This is a genomic window from Bradyrhizobium sp. AUGA SZCCT0169 (assembly GCF_018130085.1).
In the GTDB taxonomy this organism is placed as follows: domain Bacteria; phylum Pseudomonadota; class Alphaproteobacteria; order Rhizobiales; family Xanthobacteraceae; genus Bradyrhizobium.
Window position 1 is genome coordinate 19,320 of sequence record NZ_JAFCMC010000044.1, and the last position, 20,280, is coordinate 39,599.

The 20,280-nt window shown below is 57.7% G+C and carries 19 protein-coding genes and 1 pseudogene; 11 read left to right on the plus strand and 9 right to left on the minus strand.

The genetic code is table 11. The features are described from left to right. The first annotated feature begins 184 nt into the window (after positions 1 to 184). The 3 genes and pseudogenes from JQ609_RS30900 to JQ609_RS30910 all read left to right on the plus strand — a co-directional run bounded on the left by JQ609_RS30900 (position 185) and on the right by JQ609_RS30910 (position 2,647). Positions 185 to 1,108, plus strand: coding sequence for a Ku protein (locus JQ609_RS30900; protein WP_212276473.1), 924 nt, complete (start codon positions 185 to 187; stop codon positions 1,106 to 1,108). Positions 1,109 to 1,310: 202 nt separating this feature from the next. After that, positions 1,311 to 1,981: pseudogene (locus tag JQ609_RS30905) on the plus strand (HAD family hydrolase). Positions 1,982 to 2,032: 51 nt separating this feature from the next. Further along, a complete protein-coding gene (locus JQ609_RS30910) occupies positions 2,033 to 2,647 on the plus strand; it encodes a cell envelope biogenesis protein TolA (RefSeq protein WP_212276474.1) in 615 nt (204 codons plus the stop codon). 50 nt (positions 2,648 to 2,697) lie between these two features. On the opposite strand, the gene JQ609_RS30915 is transcribed toward JQ609_RS30910, so the two are convergent. Continuing rightward, complete coding sequence (locus JQ609_RS30915) at positions 2,698 to 2,955, minus strand: hypothetical protein (protein WP_212276503.1); 258 nt, start codon at positions 2,953 to 2,955, stop codon at positions 2,698 to 2,700. Between the two features lie 451 nt (positions 2,956 to 3,406). Between JQ609_RS30915 and JQ609_RS30920 the strand changes: the two genes are divergently transcribed. Continuing rightward, positions 3,407 to 4,738 carry a hypothetical protein gene (locus tag JQ609_RS30920; RefSeq protein WP_249128593.1) on the plus strand — a complete coding sequence of 444 codons (1,332 nt, stop codon included), beginning with the start codon at positions 3,407 to 3,409 and terminating at the stop codon, positions 4,736 to 4,738. Here the strand turns inward: JQ609_RS30920 and JQ609_RS30925 are convergent. Further along, positions 4,731 to 5,636, minus strand: a complete 906-nt coding sequence (locus JQ609_RS30925; protein WP_212276475.1) for a DUF72 domain-containing protein — start codon at positions 5,634 to 5,636, stop codon at positions 4,731 to 4,733. The genes JQ609_RS30920 and JQ609_RS30925 overlap by 8 nt on opposite strands. Before the next feature lie 93 nt (positions 5,637 to 5,729). Here JQ609_RS30925 and JQ609_RS30930 point away from each other — a divergent pair, with 93 nt between their 5' ends. The 3 genes from JQ609_RS30930 (at position 5,730) to JQ609_RS30940 (ending at position 7,861) form a co-directional block, all read left to right on the plus strand. Then, positions 5,730 to 6,638, plus strand: a complete 909-nt coding sequence (locus tag JQ609_RS30930) for an NAD(P)/FAD-dependent oxidoreductase (protein ID WP_212276476.1) — start codon at positions 5,730 to 5,732, stop codon at positions 6,636 to 6,638. Positions 6,639 to 6,815: 177 nt separating this feature from the next. After that, positions 6,816 to 7,172 carry a hypothetical protein gene (locus JQ609_RS30935; RefSeq protein WP_212276509.1) on the plus strand — a complete coding sequence of 119 codons (357 nt, stop codon included), beginning with the start codon at positions 6,816 to 6,818 and terminating at the stop codon, positions 7,170 to 7,172. 149 nt (positions 7,173 to 7,321) lie between these two features. Then, positions 7,322 to 7,861: a DUF421 domain-containing protein gene (locus JQ609_RS30940; protein WP_249128594.1), complete on the plus strand. Its 540-nt coding sequence runs from the start codon at positions 7,322 to 7,324 to the stop codon at positions 7,859 to 7,861. 687 nt (positions 7,862 to 8,548) lie between these two features. On the opposite strand, the gene JQ609_RS30945 is transcribed toward JQ609_RS30940, so the two are convergent. The 3 genes from JQ609_RS30945 to JQ609_RS30955 all read right to left on the minus strand — a co-directional run bounded on the left by JQ609_RS30945 (position 8,549) and on the right by JQ609_RS30955 (position 10,673). Continuing rightward, a complete protein-coding gene (locus JQ609_RS30945; RefSeq protein ID WP_212276477.1) occupies positions 8,549 to 9,835 on the minus strand; it encodes a DUF892 family protein in 1,287 nt (428 codons plus the stop codon). Between the two features lie 2 nt (positions 9,836 to 9,837). Continuing rightward, positions 9,838 to 10,335, minus strand: coding sequence for a ferritin-like domain-containing protein (locus JQ609_RS30950; protein ID WP_212276478.1), 498 nt, complete (start codon positions 10,333 to 10,335; stop codon positions 9,838 to 9,840). A gap of 92 nt (positions 10,336 to 10,427) precedes the next feature. Then, positions 10,428 to 10,673, minus strand: coding sequence for a hypothetical protein (locus JQ609_RS30955; protein ID WP_212276479.1), 246 nt, complete (start codon positions 10,671 to 10,673; stop codon positions 10,428 to 10,430). Positions 10,674 to 11,388: 715 nt separating this feature from the next. Here JQ609_RS30955 and JQ609_RS30960 point away from each other — a divergent pair. Beyond that, entirely contained in the window at positions 11,389 to 11,604 is a 216-nt protein-coding gene (locus JQ609_RS30960) for a DUF6894 family protein (RefSeq protein ID WP_212276480.1), read from the plus strand. On the opposite strand, the gene JQ609_RS30965 is transcribed toward JQ609_RS30960, so the two are convergent. The 3 genes from JQ609_RS30965 to JQ609_RS30975 all read right to left on the minus strand — a co-directional run bounded on the left by JQ609_RS30965 (position 11,601) and on the right by JQ609_RS30975 (position 13,864). Beyond that, the gene (locus JQ609_RS30965; RefSeq protein ID WP_212276481.1) at positions 11,601 to 12,329 is read right to left on the minus strand and encodes a Crp/Fnr family transcriptional regulator; all 729 of its coding nucleotides are present in this window, start codon (positions 12,327 to 12,329) and stop codon (positions 11,601 to 11,603) included. The two genes, JQ609_RS30960 and JQ609_RS30965, sit on opposite strands and share 4 nt — an antisense overlap. Before the next feature lie 251 nt (positions 12,330 to 12,580). Further along, a complete protein-coding gene (gene ligD / locus JQ609_RS30970) occupies positions 12,581 to 13,501 on the minus strand; it encodes a non-homologous end-joining DNA ligase (RefSeq protein WP_212276482.1) in 921 nt (306 codons plus the stop codon). A gap of 3 nt (positions 13,502 to 13,504) precedes the next feature. Beyond that, positions 13,505 to 13,864: a hypothetical protein gene (locus JQ609_RS30975; protein WP_212276483.1), complete on the minus strand. Its 360-nt coding sequence runs from the start codon at positions 13,862 to 13,864 to the stop codon at positions 13,505 to 13,507. 435 nt (positions 13,865 to 14,299) lie between these two features. On the opposite strand from JQ609_RS30975, the gene JQ609_RS30980 reads away from it, so the two are divergent. Both JQ609_RS30980 and JQ609_RS35945 read left to right on the plus strand, forming a co-directional pair. Next, the gene (locus JQ609_RS30980; protein WP_212276484.1) at positions 14,300 to 14,518 is read left to right on the plus strand and encodes a hypothetical protein; all 219 of its coding nucleotides are present in this window, start codon (positions 14,300 to 14,302) and stop codon (positions 14,516 to 14,518) included. 2,190 nt (positions 14,519 to 16,708) lie between these two features. Beyond that, positions 16,709 to 16,897, plus strand: a complete 189-nt coding sequence (locus JQ609_RS35945) for a DUF6894 family protein (protein ID WP_409411211.1) — start codon at positions 16,709 to 16,711, stop codon at positions 16,895 to 16,897. Between the two features lie 6 nt (positions 16,898 to 16,903). Here JQ609_RS35945 and JQ609_RS35950 read toward each other — a convergent pair whose 3' ends face one another. Continuing rightward, positions 16,904 to 17,143 carry a DUF6894 family protein gene (locus tag JQ609_RS35950; RefSeq protein ID WP_409411210.1) on the minus strand — a complete coding sequence of 80 codons (240 nt, stop codon included), beginning with the start codon at positions 17,141 to 17,143 and terminating at the stop codon, positions 16,904 to 16,906. A 1,000-nt stretch (positions 17,144 to 18,143) separates the two neighbouring features. Here JQ609_RS35950 and JQ609_RS30985 point away from each other — a divergent pair. Further along, entirely contained in the window at positions 18,144 to 19,124 is a 981-nt protein-coding gene (locus tag JQ609_RS30985; RefSeq protein WP_212276505.1) for a sensor histidine kinase, read from the plus strand. Positions 19,125 to 20,280: the final 1,156 nt, after the last annotated feature.

A 20,280-nucleotide genomic window follows, 5' to 3' on the forward strand; every position in this document is an offset into this window, starting at 1 on the left:
GGGGTAGGCATGCGCCAGCTCGCAGGTCGGTCGATCATCCCTGAACTAGAACATAAAGAGAACGAAAGTCGAGTCCACTTGTGCTGGGCTCTGAGAAAAAATCATCTTCTTGGGAAGCCACCCTGTCGGAACCAAGGCTGCCCGTTCGTCTTGAACCCAGCAACAGTATTTGGAGTTCCCAGCCATGGCCCCCCGCGCTAACTGGAAAGGCTTCCTGCGTCTTTCCCTCGTCACCTGTCCGGTAGCGCTCTATCCCGCCACGTCGGAATCCGAAAAGGTCTCCTTCAACCAGCTCAACCGAAAGACGGGCCACCGGATCAAGTACGCGAAGGTGGACGCGGACACGGGTGAGGAAGTTGAAAACGAAGACATCGTCAAGGGCTACAAGGTCGATACCGATACGTACATCGAGGTGACCAAGGAGGAGCTCGAGAATGTCGCGCTGGAATCGACGCGAACCATCGAGATCGACGAGTTCGTCGACCGCAGCGAGATCGATCCGCGATATCTGATCCGTCCCTACTACCTGGTACCGGATGGGAAAGTCGGTCACGACGCCTTCGCCGTCATCCGTGAAACCATCCGCGAGATGAACAAGGTCGCGATAGGCCGCGTGGTGCTAACCAATCGGGAGCACATCATCGCCCTCGATCCGCTGGACAAGGGCTTGATGGGAACGTTGCTGCGCTATCCCTACGAAGTCCGGTCGGAGAAAGAGTATTTCGACGATATTGAGGACGTCAAAGTTACCAAGGACATGCTTGATCTCGCCAAGCACATCGTCAATCAGAAGGCGGGTCACTTCGAGCCAGACAAGTTCGAAGACCAGTATGAAACGGCTCTCATTGACCTCATCAACCAGAAGCGCGCCGGCAAACCCATCACTGCGAAAGAGCGTCCCCGAGGGGAGAACGTCGTCGACCTGATGGACGCGCTACGCAAGAGTATTGGCGGCGCACAGGCTTCAAAGGACTCCAAGCCGGCCAAAAAGCCACGCAAGGTCGCAAGCAGTCAGAAGGAAATGCTCATGCCGATCGCCGGCAAGAAGTCGGCGAAGGAAGCTGCGGCGAAGAAGCCGTCGGCGAAATCGCAGCGTAAGTCAGCCTAGACCCGGCTTTTGGCCATGAAGCCAGACGTCAAGGTACTGTTCACCACTGGCTACACGCGGGAACGCCATCGTCCACAATGGTACACATCTTTGCCGAAGCCGTTCAGCATAGAGGACTTGGCGGCCAAAGTGCGGTTCATAATAACGGATACTGAGCGGGTAACTTGCCGTGCCACAGGAAGCGAACTCGCTCGCTTCGACTATGGAGGATTGCAAGTTGTCGAAAGCCGCTATCTTCGACCCGGACGGCACGCTTCTGGACTCGGTCGATCTCCACGCGCTCGCATGGCAGGAAGCCATGCTTAAGTGCGGCCATGATGTGAGTTTCGAGCAAGCTCGAAGCCAAATAGGCAAGGGAGGGGACAAGCTCATTCTCCTGTCCGCTGATGAACAACGGGACCACGGCAAAGAATTGGAAGAGTGGCGCGGCAATCGTTTCAAGACCGAGTATCTGCCGCTTGTACGTCCCTTTTCGGCGGTCCCGGACTTGCTGCGCCGCGTGCGCGCCGCGGGACGGCGGATTGCCGTCGCTTCTTCCGCAAGAAGGATGAAGTCGAGAAATATCTCGAAATCGCTGGCATTACCGAACTGGTGGAATTGACGACGTCGTCTGATGACGTTGAGGAATCGAAACCTGCGCCGGACATTTTCGAGGTAGTTCTAGAGAAGCTCAGGATCCAGGGCGCTGAAGCCGTCGCGATCGGCGACACGCCTTACGACGCGATCGCTGCGGGGAAGGCGAAGATCGCAACCATCGGCGTGCTGTGCGGCGGGTTCACGGAGGGTTCGCTGCGGCGGGCGGGGGCCGCCGAGATCCATCCCAGCCCAGCCTCGCTGTTCGCTTGTTTCGCAAACTCGCTACTTGCGAGGTGACGATACGGCTGACCCATGGCAGTGGCCAGCGGAAGGTGCAAGAAGGGGTCCATGGCGAGAAAACTGAAAACCTATCACACTTCGCTGGGCTTTTTCGATCTGGCAATTGCGGCTCCGTCGATGAAAGCGGCTCTGGAAGCGTGGGGCGCCGACAGCAATCTCTTCCACCAGGGCGCGGCGAAGGAAACTAGCGATCCCGATGTACTGTCGGCGACCATGGCGAAACCGGGCGTCGTTCTCAGGCGGCCCGTCGGCTCCGACGGACCCTTTGGCGAGCATGCTGAACTACCCACCAATCTGGGTGACGGCGAAAGACCAAAGACTGCCCGCAAGTCGAAAAGCCACAAGGTGAAGAAGCCTTCCCCGCGCGCCGTCGACAAGGCTGCGGAGCGCAAGGCTTCAGTTGACTTCGAAAAGGAGCAGAAACGGCGCGAGCGTGAACGGGCGAGGGAAGAGGCTACCAAACGGAAGGAGCGTGAACGCCGGCGAAAGGCCGTCGATAAGGCGCAAGTGGCGTTGGACGCGGCCGAGCGGGAGCATGAGAAGAAAGTTGCTGCTATCCAGGCCGAGGTGGCCGCTCTTGAGAAGAGATCGCGAACCGAAAACGTCCGCTGGGATAAGGAGAGGGAGCGATTGGAAGCAGCATTGCAGCGCGCGCGAGGCTAGGTCACCCCGGATTGCTTCAAACAATCGGCGTGGCGGCGAGCGAACCGGGGTCATTCGGGCGGGCACTCGGGGCAGGTATCTCCTATCAAATCCAGAACTTGTGCGACGGCTCCAGCAGCCACCTGCGGTGATACTCCAGGCGGCGGGCTTTTGCGGGCGATTTCGAGCGCGCGCTCGCGGGCATGCGGATCGGCGCCGTCCTGCATCCATCCGTGCTCTTCGCACTCTCGAATAGCGCCGACTTCCTGTAGCACTTCGATCGCCCATCCCTGAAGTGTGCGGGTCCTTGGCCTTGGCGTGTCAATCATCAGCACCGGAAATCTCCTCGTCAGGGGTGAATCCCCAAACGATCCGGTTGTTCCGGTTCATGACGGTGCCGCGGATGCAGGAGGCCGGGTAGGCCTTCCGCGATCGATTAGGAGTGTTGTCCAACCCCGCGCCGACCGGCTTCAACGCGGCCTTTCTCGGCGATCTGATCCATCACGCGCCGCGCCATGTTGATTGGGTCGCAAAGCCAATTCCGACTTAGCCGCGCCGGGCGAGATGATCGTCGAATTGATGCCTAGCCGGATTTCTCCGGGTTGATCCCAGCATCCGTCAAAAGCTCCTTCCGGGACCAACTAACGCCGGTGTTCGCACAATGTTCCTAGCGGACTGAGGACGCCGGCGGCACTCCATTTCGCGCGGTGCGAAAAGGGATCATTCACTATTAGGACCCAATTCTTCTATGTCGCGTTGATGTGACGATTAGAGGCCGTCATGGAAACCGTAGAAGCCTATCTCACTAGAAAGAAGCAAGAGCTCGATCTGCTGAACGATTCTCTCAGCGATCCTTTGACGATTCGATTCCCAAAGTCGGTAGCCGAGGTGATCGAGCAGAAGTTTCATCTTGCCGCAGCCCTTAAAGCCGAACACGCTCTTCAAGATTGGGGGCAGACGGAAACGGCATGGACGCATGCGGGTCGGCCGAGGAGGGGCCCGTTCGAATTCAAATACGACTATCAACGCGCGGATCTGCAAGTGAAAGGTCCGTCATTCTACGCGCTCGAGAACAAGTCGGGTAGCGAAACGGTCTATACGGCGTCTGGGATGGCCGCCATTTCGGGACTGCTGATGGCAACAGCTCCGGTCTTCTCTGAAGCTGACATCATCACCATGCCGAACTCCTACGGTGAGACGACCGAGCTCATAGACGGTCATACGAAGCATCTAAGAAGGATCGAACTCGGCGGATCATTTGCCGAAATCGCAAAACTTCGGGGATCACGGCCACGGATTTTGGTATTGGACTCCTGTACCACGGCAAGCGCGTTTGAGGAGACACTTAAATGTACTCAACCGCGGCTCGATTTGATTCTATTCGATACGACCTGTTTTTCCAGCGGGTCCGGCCGGATCCTGCGAGCTTTGAGCTGGGCCCACAGTGCAGCAACTCCGATTATATTGCTTCGCAGCCATACGAAGCTTGATTCCCTCGGCGTCGAATATGGGCGGCTTGGATCGGCCGTCTTCCCTTGCTCGCGCGCGGGGGGTGCTAAGCAGCAGTTGCTGGAAGTCCTCCTGACAGAGATGGGAAACGCCGTCCGACTATTCGGTGGCGCGGCCTTGCCGGCGCACTTCCCGCCATACGTGGGGTCTCCGGCCTATCGTTCGCTGACGAATAAGCGGGTCGCTGCCATGCTGGTAAATAGCCGTTGGATGACCCGTTATTTTTCCGCGAAGCTCGCCGGATTAGCTGCCGAATGCCATTTTACACACGGTCTTTATGTCACTTTGGCTCCTGCCAGGACGCTCGATGAGATCCAAGCGCGGGACGTCGTCGCGGAACTATGTGCCGACTTGCGACGCAGAGGCTTGCCTCTACGCCATGCGGGAAGCTTCGGATTCGATTTCGGGGCGGCGGAGTGGTCAAAGGATAGGATTCGCGATTGCTACGTGGTCAGGATCGCAGCCGCCGATTTGCCAACCTCGCTGTGGTACGAGATCGTCGGAGCCGTTGGCGCTTGGTGGAAAGCGCGCGAGCCCCGGGTGAGGATGCGCCCGCAAAATGTCGGAACGGCTACGGAGGTCACCCTCGGTACCGTTACTTAGAACCATCTCGCCCGAGCATGCGCCGCAAAGCTATGGCGTTCTTTGGGGCATGAGCATCGTTATCGTTATTGAAGTAAATCCAGGCGTTCTTCGCCCCGCTCGATTTAATCCTGCCCGCCCAAATCGCCAACTCGCTCTTGGAGTAGTCGTGCCGATACCATCGCTTTGGGCCGTGCAGGCGGACATATACTTCATCCGCTGTGCGGATAAGCTCATCGGGCAGGCGCGGTCCGCTGCAGGAGCAGAAGATGATCCCGGCCTTTCGGAAGGCCCCGTACACTTCCTCATTCCACCAGCTGGCGTGCCGGAATTCGACGACATTGCGGCGCGTGGGATCGAGCTGGCTGACAACGTCATTGAGCCGGGTCTTGGTGTAGCGATAGCTCGGCGGCAGCTGAAACAGAAAACATCCCATTCGATCGCCCAGAATATCGGCGATCATCCCAAAGTCCTTCACCAGTGTCTTTGTGCCCTTGAACTTCTTGATATGCGTTATGAGCTCGCAAACCTTGACCGTATACACGAATTTTTTCTTGCCGGGCTGGCGCTTCCAGGCTTGTACGCCGGCGACCGTTGGCCACGAGTAAAAGGAAGCGTTGATTTCGACGGTATCGAATCGCCTAAGGTAATGTTCGAACCAGTCATTTTGCGGAACGCTGGCATAGAACGAATCCCGCCATTTCCAGTAACGCCAGCCGGAGCAACCGACGAAAATCGACGGCTTGGATCCAGGAGGCTTCTCCGAGCTTTTCGTTTCCGTCCTTACCCGGGCTGCATGCATTTTCGTCGCACGCTTGATGTTATCCTCGCGCTGCTTTTCACGCCGCAGACGCCTCCGTTCGCGACGCTCTTCGAGCGTCAATTCCGTCCATGGGGCTGCTGTTCTGGCGCGCGGCATGATCCTTATCCCGACTGGTAACGCCCGAATGGGGGGAGGGGTTCAAAGCATCGCGAACGGGCCTATATACCTAGGCAACGAAAAGGGCTTTCAATGAAATTCGACGTTCTCGTTGTCGGCGGCGGACCTGCCGGACTGAGTGCAGCGCTCATTTTGGGACGGTGCCACCGCACAGTGTTGGTCTGCGACGAAGGGCATCAGCGCAATCTGAACTCCCACGCCATTCACGGGCTTCTCGGCAGGGAAGGGCGTTCTCCTTGCTCATTTTTGGACGAAGCCCGGGAAGACCTCTCGCGCTACAAGACTGTCGCAGTGCGCCGCACTCGGATCACGGCCATCAGCCGCGCCGGAGAAGGGCGGTTCGAGTTCGTCTGTGCGGACGGCACGGCTGGCAGTGCTTCGAAAGTCCTTCTTGCTACGGGCCTGGTTGACGAACTTCCCGAACTCGCGCGTATCAAACCTCTCTATGGGGTTTCCGTGCATCATTGTCTTTACTGCGACGGTTTCGAATATGCCGGGAAGCCGGTAGCGGCCTATGGTAAGGAGGATAAGGGGGCAGAGCTTGCTGTCATGATGAAGCACTGGATGTCCGACGTAGTGGCTTGCAGCGGCGGAACGGAAGTTAGCGCGCAAGCAATTCGCAAACTCGAAGAACACAGCATTCCGCTGCGCACCGAGCCCGTCCGATCCCTTGAAGGCGCGGACGGAGAGCTCACAAGGATTGTATTCGAGACTGGGCCAGATCTGACCCGCGCCGGTTTGTTTTTTTCGACCGGCTGCCATCAGGCGTCTGACCTGTCCGACCGTCTCGGGTGCGCGCGTAACGAGAGAGGAGGCGTCGTCATCGACCCGGACACCGAAGAAAGCAGCGTTCCCGGTGTCTATGTTGCAGGCGATGTATCCCGCGACGTTCTTCTCGTCGCGGTCGCTATCGCGGAGGGCGCGCAAGCAGCCGTAGCGATCAATAAGGCTTTCCTGCGCCGCGACGGATTGTGCGACTGAAATCCGTATCTCTGGGTTGCCATTTGCGGCTTGGGGAACCAGAGACCATCAGGAAAAGGATTGCGTTCTGGATGGCGAGCGACTCTACGCCGTTGGTTGCAAGCTCATCGCCCAATGATGCGGTGCGGCGTATTAAAAAGCGATTGAGCTGAAGACAAAGCTTGGAGGTGCAAGCGCTTGAAGACGCGTACAGGACCGTTCGACGTCGTCGGGAATTTGAACTCCTTAAGGGAGGATTTGCAGATGGAGAGTTTGCCTCGCGGCGTAGCGGCTACCTACCTATCCGGCACAGCCACGGGCATCTTCGGGTCGCTTTTCTTGTTTTCCTTACCGGAGCATGCCGTGGCCCAAGGATTACCGGTTGAGACTGGTTCGCATCTCCCGGTGGCGCTATGGCTTGGCGGTGCTATTGTTCTGGGTATTGCTATCGCTTACGGAATCCTGCGGACCCGCAGCCGCACTAGCGCGGAAAAGCGAATGACCGATCAGGCGACAAAAGACCTTTATGTGAAAGAGAACCGCGACGCCAACTAGCAAGGCGGGGGCAACTCACAAACCGCGCCGGTTAATGCGACGACCGCGAGCAAGCGGCGGTCCGGATAGGGCCGATATCGTTAGGCTTGGGTTGCGATCTGAGACGAAGGCTGGCAATCGGCAATTCCAGGCTTCAATACGAGGACAACTTGGATAAATTACACTTAATCGAATGGGCGGAGCTGGTAATTCCGACGCATTCCGTTGCAGAGATGATGTTGAGGGGCACGGTGATGTACCTGTCGCTTTTCATTACTCTGCGATTTGTGATGGTGCGCCAGACCTCAACGATTGGGATTGCCGACATACTTGTTATCGTCGTGATAGCCGACGCTGCACAGAACGGATTTGCCAAAGAGTATAAGTCTATTACAGAGGGGATAGTTCTGGTCCTCACTATCGTGTTCTGGAACCTGTTCCTTAATTGGATCAGCTACCGCTTCAAAATATTTGAACGGCTTTTGTCTCCCCCGCCGCTTCCGCTTATAAAAAATGGCAAGATGAATCGCCGTAATATGCGCCAGGAATTTATTACCGAGGAAGAGCTAAGGGGTCAGTTGCGACAACAAGGAGTCTCCCAACTCGCCGAGGTTCGAGAGGCCTGTCTGGAGGCAAACGGAGAATTGAGTGTGATCAAATCGGATTCAAAGGAAAGCTCGAAACCGAAATCACGAGCTAAACCCGGTTGAGTTACGCGATCGAATATATCCGGGCCGCCGGGATCGAAATGGATCGCCCGGATAGAAACACTGAATTCCCAGCACTGGCAGGTCTCATGCCACAGGGCCAGGTTATGTGACCGTGCGGGCTTGCCGGCCAGTCGGTCCACTGCGTTCTCCAACGGCTTGTTAAAGGCCGTTCTGCATCTCGCTCTTCGGGAGCAAGCCTGTCGCGCACCCCGAGCAGGGCCTATCGAGCCTCTCTCCAGCGACGCTCTCTGGGGGGCGATTTGCTTGGGACGTCGCCCTTCGGTCCTGCCGCGCCCAGCAATGCACGTCTATGCTGGGAATCTGGCCCAAAACAGGCCAGTCGCGTCGCTCAGGCGGAGCTTCACTGAATGCCTCTCACAAGGATCTTTTCGGTTGGCCAGTCGGAGGCTGGCGGCGAATAAGCCGTACCGTCTCAACTGCCCGGCAAATGCCGCACCGGTAATGAATGAGGTCGTTGCCTTTGTCGTCCGGGTCGGCCTTCTCGATCTTCATCGTCTGCATGCAAACAATGCACGTCATCAAATCCAGCAGTGGGCTACGATCGTCGTTCAGGGGAGGACGATGATCACTCATTTGCGTGCTGTCACAGCTTGCACTTGTTCGAACTCGTGTTCCGCGCATGAAAGGCGGCCGGCGCGCTTGCAACAGTGCACCGGCCGGTAGCGCTTATTCGACTTCGATACGCTCGACTGCCGCCGGCATCTGGGCAACCGACATCAAGCTCCGGGCCACCTGATTCAGCAGTTGATCGGAGTTTTCTTCCTCTGCCAGTGACTTTGACAGCAATTCCACCACGGCGCTGTGACGCAGTTGCTGGGCCAGATTCTTGGCGGTCGTGTACGCGGAAATCTCGTAGTGCTCGACCCGCTGCGCCGCCCCGATGAGGGCGAGATCGGCAAGTGCGTCCTCCTTTTCCGCGCCTTCCTCCATGACTTCCTGCCCTTCCTCCACCAGACCCATCATGCCCTTGCACGGCTTAGCACGGGCGGTCTCGCCGAGCAGCGAGAAACATTCGTTGAGCCGCTCGATCTGCTCCTCGGTTTCCATCAGGTGTTGTTCGAACAGCTCCCGCAGGCGATCGAACCGCGCCGCCTTGCCCATTTTGGGCAGCGCCTTGGTCAGCTGCTTCTCCGCGTGCAGGATGTCCCGCAATTCGTCGACCAGAAGCTCGGCCATGCCCTCTGGCGCGAGGGGAGGCGAACTTTCGGTCTTGATGGGTTGCGGGCCGCCATTGATGCCGGCCTCAGACTGCGAGAAGGCGGGCGCTTCCACGAATTCCCAGTCGCCGCCCTGGTTCCAGGGACCACGCGTGTCGATCTCGCCTTCGTCGCCGGCTCCGGTGGAATCGTTGAAGAACTGATTTACCAGCCCCGGCGTCGGGGCGAGCTTGCCGATGCTGAACGCCGGCTTCTTCATGCTTTCCAGGGCTGCGGTAAAAGCCTTCATGTGGGTGATTTCCCGGGTCATGAGGAATTGAAGCGCATCCTTGGTGCCGGCGTCGTCGCAGAAATTGATGAGCCGCTCGTAGACGATCTTTGCCCGGGCTTCCGCCGCGATGTTGCTGCGCAGGTCGACGTCGAGTTCGCCGGTGATCTTGAGGTAGTCCGCGGTCCACGGATTGCCTTGCGAGTTGAACAGATTGACGCCGCCGCCGCCGGCGATCGCAATCAGCGGGTCGGTTTCGGCTGCCTGGCGGTCGAACTTCGAGGGCTTTAAGTGCATGCGCGCCAGACATCCGACGATCTCGAGATGGCTGAGCTCTTCGGTCCCGATATCCATCAGGAGGTCCTTGCGGTCAGGGTCTTCGCAATTCAATCCCTGGATCGAGTATTGCATCGCTGCGGCCAGTTCGCCGTTGGCGCCGCCGAACTGCTCCAGCAGCATGTTGCCAAAGCGAACGTCCGGTTCGTCGACGCGTACGGTGAACATCAGTTTCTTGACGTGATGGTACATGATTATGCCGCCTTCTGTTCGATCGCGAGATACTGTTGGGTCACCTTTGCAACGTTGGCATCGATCCACGCCGCCATTCGCTGCTCTTCCTTGAGGCTCTGCTCCAGCAGGGAGCGAGAGCCGCCTTGACCGGCGCTGTCGCATAGAGTCAGGAGCGATTTATATGCTGCGATCTCGAAATGCTCAAAAGCGTTGTTGGCAAAGGTGTTCTTGAGAATTTCGTCTCCAGCCATTGCATGGGTCATTGCCATCATGTTGGCCATCACGGATTGCGCAGCGTCCTTGAGGGTGGAGTTGCTTTCTCCGCACGCCTGCAGGCATTGTTCAAGACGACTGAGCTGGGTGTTGGTTTCTGCCAGATGTTCCTTCACCCGCGCCATTACCTCAGGATAGTCGGTCAGTCGTTCCGATTGACGCTCCATCAGTTCTCTCGCCTGTACTTCCATAGCGTGCGCATTGCGCAGGCCGACGACGTATACGTCCTTTGCTGTGGTGGTCATTGCCGTCTCCATTGTTCGTAGGAGACCGTCCAACTAGACGCGCCGCTCATCGTTCCTATTGTTCCCCACGCGGTACTGATGCCGCCGCGGCATTAGGTAAGCCGCGTCGCATTAGCTGCCACTTGCTTGCGATAGAAGTCGATGACCTCGCCCGTGGTTTTGCCACCCATTAGCATCGCGCTAGCTTCCACTGCGGCATCGATCTTTTCGGAAACCATCAGTTGCGTCTCTTTCGCAGCATGAACGCCGCCGGTGGCGATCTTCCATAGGCGCATGTCGATGACGTTCTGAGCTTCGACCGCTAACATGAGGGCCGGATAGAAAGGGTAAAATAGCATCTCGCTGTCTCCTCACAGCGGGAGCGCTGCAACTGCTCAACAGTCTGGCAACTCAATGGTTGCTAAGTGCGGGTCGGAGGCCGACTAGCGCCGTTGGTGGTCCATTGGCGGGCTATGTACACTTTTGTACTGACTTGCCTTACTCGCGCCAGCAATGCGCGCTGCTCTTTGGGTTCGAAGGTCGCAATCCGACGCGCCTCTTGCCATCAACCAATAGCTCAGTTCGCAGTTGGGCTTCCTCATCATTGTCGCAAGGAATCTCGATGCGGTGGCGGATATGGCCGGCGTCGCCCACGACTTAGGCGCAATACCTCCGAGTCATGGCAACTAGGTGGGTCGCTGTAGTCCGGGCGACTTTAGCCAATCACTCATGTGAGAAGCCGCTTCAGCCTGCCGAGCCCGCTTGAGAAGAAGTTCCCGGGCCAAACCCGGCGGGGCGTTCTCCGCGGCCTCCCTGAAGCGCTGAGCTTCCTCGGCTAGTCGTTCTTCAAAAGTCTGAGTGTGCTTAAAACGGCGGCGTTGCTGCGGCATCGCGCTGGTCTTCTTCCGTTGGAGTAAGGCGGGAGCGCAGTTGGCGTCCTCACCACCGAAAGATGCTTAAGCCCTTACGGTGGTGATGAGCTTAGGCTCTGTGGTTCGAAACTCTATAACAACGGTTAACTTTCGGGAGATTGTTGCCCTAGGAACAACGCGTCCCCGCGTCTGTTCGGATTGGATGACGCGCTATTCCTTTCAGATTACGAACGGCCAGAACTTTCTACACTCGGAAGAACTCGCGAGCGACGCGGCGGCATGGCATGAAGCCATTCTCACTGTCAGGGACATTGAATCGACGCTCTCGTCAGAAGGCGGAGACTGGTCGCTTGAGGTCAAGCGGGAAGAAAAACCTATTTTCAGAATCGACGTTACCGCCCGAAGGATTGAACATTAGTTCCCCGGATACAGATGCAAATAAGATGGATCGAATTCAGCCAACCTCTCCAGTTCCGGAGGGTCGACCAGGCGGAAATTCGTTCTTTGAACCTCAATCAGACCCTCTCTTCGAAGCTGCTGCAGTACTCTGTTGACATGCACAGTCGAAAGACCCAGGCAGTCGCCTAGATCGGCTTGGGTAACGGGCAACTCGAATTCCAACTCCCGCGCACGACCAATAGCGTTAAGCCTTCGATGGAGTTCGAGCAGCAGGTGCGCCATTCGAGCATCCGCAGATCTACGACCCAGACTCAGGAGCCATTCTCTGAATATCGCAGCATCGATCAGTGTTTCTCTCCAGAGGGCGGCAGCAACGTTAGGGCGCTCCCTGTTCAGCCCCATCACCGCGGCATGGGGTATAAATCCCAGCGTGCAGGGGGTTAGTGTCGTAAGATCGTGATCCATGACCTTCAGATGAAGGCTTTGGAGATCCGGAACCTCGCCGGGAATGTGAATGGAAAGAACCTGGCGCTGGCCTTCGACGGTCGTTTTCGAGCGAAAGGCAAAACCTTCCCCGATCAAACAACACTCGTGGGGACGCTGACCATCGGACACGATGGCTTCCCTCGCCTTGAACTCGCGTTGGTGTATGGGCAGCCGTCGGAGCGCCTCGATGTCTTCCTCATCGAGAAAGTTGGAGACGGTGAGTTTTGTTATCAACGCAGCCGCTAGATGTGCCGTCATCGACCGTCCTTGCTCGGGACCCGAACCGGAGCCCTAGGACGTCCAATGTCGGTAGATGATAACAGCGGCGAGCGAGCTGGGTTCCGGAACCCCCGGCCAGGCAGAGCGGCGACCGTGGTGCTGACGATGTCAGCCGAACAGGCCCGCGTCGGCCGACGCGAACGGCGACAATGCGCGCAACGGCGCGATAAGAAGCGCACCCAGCTAAGACGAAGCTCGGCAGCGCCACCGCCAAGCGCAACAAGGCGCAATCATAAATCTTCCCGCAGTCCTTTAAAGATCGGGTGTCGCACCTTGCCCTCGGCGGACTTCGCCCTGTACTCGATCTCGACGAGTAGGTGGGGCTCGACCCAAATTCCCATATGGGCGATGCGTTTGGCATAGGGCTGGGTCTTGCGGATCAGCGGCGTCAGGCGGCGTCGCAGTTCGGCAGCAGACGTTTTGTCGAATCCGTGGTCGACTTTGCCGGCGTAGATCAGGTCGTTGCCCTTGCGCCGGCCGACATAGATGCCGTCCCAGTCGTTGCCGTCGAGGGCGAAGCCGGCGATCGTCAATGTCTCCCGCTGGGCGCAGGTTTTCTTGGTCCAGTTGTTACCGCGGCCGGACGTATAGACGCTGTCGCGGACCTTCGACACGACGCCCTCCAATCCGACCTTGCAAGCATGCTTGTATATTTCGCGGCCGTCGGTCTCGAAGCTTTCGCTGAACTGGATGTCAGTGGCGGCGATCAGCTTTTTGAGGTGCGCCTTGCGCTCCATCAGCGGCAGTTTTCGCAGGTCGTAACCGTTGAGATAGAGCAGGTCGAAGGCGACCAGCACGATGCGGGTCGATTTGCCCTTCAGTTCGTTCTGCAGAACGGAAAAATCCGTGCTGCCGTCGGCGGCCGGCACCACGACCTCGCCGTCGATGATCGCGGATCTGGCGCTGATGTGCCAGGCGTCGTCGGCGATCTTCCTGAACCGGTTGGTCCAGTTGTTGCCGCGCCTTGTGTAGACCTTGATCGCTTCGTTGGCGAGGTGGACCTGAACGCGGTAGCCGTCGAACTTGATTTCGTGAATCCAGCGTTCGCCATTGGGCGCGTTGTCGATCGAGGTCGCAAGTGCGGGCTCGATGAATCCAGGGAAGGGCGCCTTGACGCCGATCGCCGCCGGTTTCCTGCGCTGAAAGGCCACGGGTCACACCAGATGTGTCGGCAGCGGCAGCTGCACGTCGTGGTAGCGTTCGAAGCGGTCGGTGAAGTCTTGCAGGAAAAACGGGATGTCGCGCCCCTGCAGATCGCAGCGCCGGCGCAGCTCATGGGCGACGTCCTCGGAAACGTCTTCCGACCAGCGCTCGGCGGTGTTGAAGGCGATAACGCGGATCGGGTTGCTATATTGCCCCGTGAGCAGGTCCTGGATGACCATCTCGAGGTCGGTCGTCTCATAGTCGGTCTCGCACCAGGCGCGGCCGAGCTTGCCGAAATTATCGGCCACCAGGTAGACCGTCTCGTCGTTGCCATTCGGCACGATCGACGGCGTCCAACTGGACTTACGCATCAAAGCAACTCCACGCAACAGAACCCGGATTCAAGCGGACCCGCGCCGATTCGTTCCGGCGGCTGAACGCAAACCTCCCCAAAGGCCAAGAAGGACGTAGGCTAAGAGAACCAAAAAAGGCCATCGCAGCCCCCAGATATTTCGCCTATGCGAACTGGGAGGGCGGGTTCGACACGCAACGGGGCTCGCGGGTGTTCAGATGACGGATGATCCACGGGGCTGCACGCTTTCCGGCGTGGCGGCCCGACCATCGCTTTGACCCTGTCACTGCCGCTGCAGCGAACACCCGAAGGTCGTTCTACACGGCAGTGGGAGGGAGAAAACCATGGCCACCCGATCTTGGTTGCTACCACGCCCGTACGCGTTCTCTGTTCCTCCATTGGAACCTTTTGCCCGGTTGCGTGCTTTTCCCGCAGCGGTCAAGGAGACGACAGAATGGCAGTCAACAAGCCGAAAGGCGACAATGCCCGCAAGGGTGCAGTGAAGAAGCGATCGCAGGTGAAAACCACGCTCGGCGGCGCCACCGCATGGACCAAGCGCAGCAAGAAGGGCGGCGAGTTCATGGCAGTGAAGAAGCCGGCAAAAAAGGCTAAGGCGGCGAAAAAATTCAAGGGAGTGCGGGTCGAGAAAAAGCGGGCGCGAGCGGCCGGATAGCCCGCGATATTGCTTGGTGTGTGATGACACGCAATCGGACAAGGCATCGACTTCATTGGAAATGCGCCTTCTGAAGTTTGCGGAAGACGCGCGAGCTGCGGCCGGCCGCATCAAGCCTGGTCGAGAACAGGACGTTTTGATTCAGAAGGCGCGGAAGGCGGAGGCGATGGCCGATGCCGAGAACCGGCTCAAGACGCTGGCATATGAGACGGCCCCAGCGCGGGAGGCAAGCTGAGGCCGTCGGCTTCGAGAGGTCGTGCCGGAGGAGCTGTCCGGCACAGGTTTACAATTTCGAAGGCCGGCGCTCGGTCCAACCACAACGGATTGGCAAGATGGCCGCCTCATGTGACTTCAGGCGCGCTGGGCGGTGGCAAGCCAAAATCCTTAGCCTGCTTAGCTGCTAGCTTCCGGTAGGCCGACGCTTGCTCCAGCAACTGCGTTCTGAAGATCGAATCTTGCTCACCCGCCGCCAGGCGTTCTAATGCCACGGCCCGATCCAGATATTCCGTAAGGAGCTTCATCGGAAAAGATTAGTCTTTATGTTCGGACCAGCTGCGTTCGCCGCACTGACATTCAAACATTCGTACTGTGAGGCCACGCGTTGAGTCCATTATCTTGCGGACCACTTTGGGCTGTGCTCCACACCGGCACCTGCGCTCGTCGGGCGTCTCCGGTCCTGATAGTTTTTCGCTGCTAAAGTAGTTCATTGCTCACCCCGCCAAAGGTGAGTTAGTAAGTGCTAATGTGAAATTTGGTTCCCACTCACTCGGCGGACAAGGCGTCCCACCCAAATGGGTTAGCGGTATGACGCCAAGGGGAGGCCGCACCGTTGCAACGTTTCCCCGGTCTCCCCCGCGGAGCTTTATGAATCCAACCGATAGTGCGAAGTGTCCCCTCGATGCGGGCTCTCCCGTTGGGGCTTCAACTCAAATGAAGTCCGAACAGATGTCGGCACTCTCATGCACATCAAATCAAGTTCTCGTTCGATCCAAAGAATGAACTGAATTGGCGGCCGAAATGGGCCGTCCAAGCACAACGCCACCAAGCTGAATAATGCTTGGCGGCGCTGCACCAGATCTGGGAATTGCAATGCCCCAGTCGGGGAATACGTCCGTGAGAGGACAAGGTTGCTTGGAATGTCGGGAACAAGTGGCAATGACCGAGTTTCGCGTTATTTCGCGGCAAGGCGGCACACGAATGCTGGGCCTTCCCATTTTTGGTGGCCGGTAAGGAACGCGCTGGCGATCTCGTCGCGGTGACGGCGATCTGGCGGGCCGAATGGAATTAGATGCGCCCGCGGACGCCATCAAGACAGCAAACGACCTCCGTGACGAGGTTCGAAGCCGCCGGCCATATCCATACGGCAGGAGAATTCCACCATGTCGACCGCAAGAATTAGCGGCCACTGGCAGACGTTACCGCTTAAGATCAGCGAACAAATGCGCCACAGATGATGACCAGAATGACGAGTGCAAACGCTATCAAAAGCCAGGGCATGTCTTTTCGTTCGCGGGGTGTCATTACTGATCTCCGAGATCACATTAGTGGTGTTCATCTCGGGAACAAGTGGCAATGGCAGCGTTTTTGAAGGTTCGGTCTGGGTGGACTGCCGCTTTGAACCTGTTAGGCTCTAGCTGCCCCGCTCGCGCGGGTTTTTGGATGCTTATCTCGACTTAGCCCCGCCTAACCGGCGGGGCTTTCTTCCTGATACGCTAGGAACGATCCGGCCCGGCAGGAATCGACTCCGCGCTCCCGGAAGACTCCTCAGCCTGACCGGGAGAAAACCCCCATTGGGTTGGCGGCCTTGGTGCAGCGTTGCGTATCAGCGCTGGGGCCGTTTGCGCGTGGGTGAAGCTCATCACGGCCCCGCGGCCGGTCAGTATTCGCATTTGGAAATGCCAGTCGTCATCATCGCCGGCGAGGAAGACAGTTGATCGACATCGAAAGTCAGTCGACCCGACTTCACTCCGACCTTGCTCAGAGCAAGTTCCATAGGCTCGCGGGGAACGGCCACATGATCCAACAGACCGCGACGGATCAAGTAATGTCAGCCATACGGGAAGTAGCCGGCGCATCAACGCATCTTGCAGCCGCCGAATAACCATGTAGCCGCGCGTGCAGCTTGCCCAGCCCTTGGGGAACAATGATGCGTCACCGGCATTACGTATCGATGCCGCACTATCATTTTGAATAGCGAATGGACATCGAATTCCTGACCCGCGGGGCCTCAACTGTAAAGATAACGAGGATGCGATCGCCAAGGCGCACCAAAGTGCGAAGTCGATGGCCGTAGAAGTCGGGGAAACCCCTCGTTGCCTTGTCGTGGTAGACGATGAAGGAAACGATCTATGTAAAGTGGCGATCGCCCCAGCGCGCTGAATTAGGTCAATTTAGTCGGCTTATTCGGAACTCCAGTTTAGCGTGCATTACCTCGCCTATCTCGTCTCTGACCCAAATCGTGATCTCCGATACCGTCTGCCCAGTGTGCATCAAATCCCGCCCTAAGTTGCAAAGTGCCAAGCCGGCTTCCACACGAGCGGCATCGAGGTCGGGAAAGCGCTCGCCTTCCTCATCAACGGACCGAGGTGCGTCCCCTATTTGAATGTCGAAATAATATGGACCCATGCAAGGCAAGACCCCGACCCAGGAATTCGTTCCGGCGCTTGCCTCCCGTTTGGAACGGAGCCCTGCGCCTTGAATTAACGCCACGTCGTATCGCCCTGACGTCGTGAAACTTGCGATGGTTGGAAGTAGGAACAGGCCTTGGACGGAGGAGGATGATCGCCGGCTGCTTGAATTACGAGACAGCGGCAGATCTTATCTTTCGATAGCGGTGGCCATGAGACGCTCGGCCTCTGCGATTAGAGGTCGTCTGTGTATTGTCCGGGCCCGGGCGAGATCCACCCCAAGCTCGCTGAAGACCGATGCGTAGCGCCTTACCGCTCCGGCCGCTCACCCATTTGGACGAAAAACCCGTGGCTCCCGCGATGCTACCCGTGGCTCCCGCGATGCTACAGGCCAAGGGTGCGTTTTCATGAGCCATCCGTGATCGGGAACAAGTGGCAATGCCCTGCGTTGATGGTTTGTCTGAAAGGACATTAGGACACGGACAACTTAACCGGCCCCAGCGCGCTTCCCCCTTAGCGCTGGGGCCGTTTCTTTTGCATCAAGCTCGAGACCTTCCGCACTGCCCGGCCTTTGGATCCAGAATTGCAATGGCTCATCTGCGTTCGCCGCTTCTTGGACTTCAATCCTGCTCTTCGATCATTCTGACGGTGTTTAATCGGACGGCAATTCATCTCCAACGATAAGGGACGACCGCACGTTTCGCTTCTCAAATCATTGGTCTGTTTTTTCCATTAAATGAGCGCCGGCCCTACACCATGATTTGTCGGGAAGCGAACACATCTGTCCGAACCATTTGATGTCGGCGGAGTTGGTTCCAATGCTACGATTTCCCAGATCATCAACTCGGCCTGTTTAGCTCGCTGTTGCTACCGGCCTAATCGTCCGCGCCCGGTAAAGTTCAGATCGCTTAGGAAAAAACATGGAAGCGCAAGGTGACAGCCTGTTTGAGGCGGCTCCTGTTCCGAAGATTTCGGCAAGGCCCCTGGGGAAGTCGGGCATGCCAGTCTGGGATGCGGAACAGTTACGTTTGGCGATTGCTGCTGCGGGAGTCGCACTGTGGTCCTGGAACGTAGACACCAATCGCTTCACGATGGACGAAAGAGCCTTCCATCTTTGGGGCGTGCCGCTCAGCGGATCCGTGACGTTCGATGACCTTTCTTCGCATATTCATCCCGCGGACCGCGACCGCGTGAAAGCCGCTTTTGCGGCCACACGCGCTATCATCGGCGCCTATGAAATCGACTTCCGAATCATGGTCGGCGAGGAGGTGAGGTGGGTGTCGGCTCGAGGCCAGGGCAACGATGCGGATATCGTCGGTCGTATCATGTACGGGATTTTCCTCGACGTCACCGGACGTAAGCAGGCTGAGGAAGGTCACGAGCTACTGGCGGGTGAAATGAGCCATCGGGTGAAAAATCTGCTAGCCATTGCATCCGGTCTCACGGCCATTACTTCGCGGTCCGCAAAGACAACGGCCGAAATGGCGAAAGAACTAACACATCGGCTCACCGCGTTGGGTCGCGCCCATGATCTTGTCCGTCCGCTTCCAGGTCAGGGAGGAAAAGCTGCCCTTCTCGGCGATCTGTTGACGGTACTGCTTGCACCATATGACGACATGGGGGCGTTTAGCGGTCGCGTCCGAGTGTCAGTCCCTCGCATGGGCGTGGGCGAGCAAGCAGCCACAACGCTCGCGCTCGTTATTCATGAACTAGCCACCAATTCTCTAAAGTATGGCGCGCTATCTTCACCGACTGGCACATTGGATATATCCTGCGCTGCTCATGACACTGAGGTGGTGGTAGTCTGGACTGAGCGCGGTGGCCCGCCGGTTGCGTCTCCGATTGGTGAAGGCGGTTATGGAAGCAAGCTGCTCAATCGCGGCATGACGGTCCACCTTGGCGGATCAATTTCATGCGATTGGAGCGCGGAGGGTGTCATTGTGACGCTTCATATGACCAAAGATCAGCTCGCCAAGTAGAGACGGACGATGCCGCCGGTCCCAAACCGAGCCAGTTCTTATTTGCACTTTCGATGCCGGCTATTAGAGGTAGCAGCGCAGCTCGGAATAGTCCTTGCCTCGCATGTAACGCTCCAGAAAGCCGGTTTCACCGGCCTTGCCGAGGGCGAAGGCGAGCTACGAAGTCGTTGCGAACCGGGGCAAGGAATCCGCGGAAAATTTGAAAGTACGATGAGTAGGCGGAACGCTTCTGCTTGTTCCGCAGTTATTTAGCCGGTGACGGAATCCTTGCGAGGAGCGGGACAGTCCCTGCTAAAGGCCATGCGGTGTAACGCCCGTGTGGCCTTAGTCTTGAGATGAGGCGGCCCGGCGGCGAGCTGAGGAGATGCCGCCTAGCCTAACCGCGCGGCAGGATACGCGCCCAACAACGCGGCTACAAATTCGACGCGCCGGTTCCATCATTGTGCCTAGGCCTCGGTCGGTTCGATGTATTCGCGGTGGAGAGAGGTTGAATTCCGATTACCATCGAAACAAACAATTACGATGCTGCTGTCGGGCGCCGTCGATTGATGACCCTACCGACCTTGCCTGCGAGGCCCGGGCAACGCTCAGCACCAAGCGTGCTTAAACGAAAGCGATCGCCAACCTGGGGTTTCTGTTCGGTGTCGGCCAAGGATCGCTTTCTGCAATCGATTGATTAGGTTGATTCATTCCGGCCCTGTCGGTTCCAATCGTCTGTAGGTTCGAACGACGAGTTCGCATCATTTCTCAGTATGGCTGGAGGTGGATCTTGCCTGGGCTGCCCGGGGCTCGGACGATACACGGGCGATTTCTAATTGCAGAGACCGGTCTCATGGCCACTGCTATCGAAAGATAAGATCTGCCGCTGTTTCGTAATTCAAGCAGCCGGTGATCGTCTTCTGCTGTCCAAGGCCTGCTATTATCGCCCGCCATCGGAAAAGTCTTTACGCACCAAACAACAATAGGAACAGAGAAAGCGAGCAGAGAAACCGGAGTCAGTTTGATTTTTCATTCGCCAACCGCCGGCGATTCAGGGCGACTCGCGCTGCGGCATGGGCTTCAAATAAAAATCGTCCGGCCTCTGTTGTGGCCGATGGATTTCGGTCGATATGTACCCGTTCAGCGTGACTGTGCCGTTGGATAGAATTGGAAATTT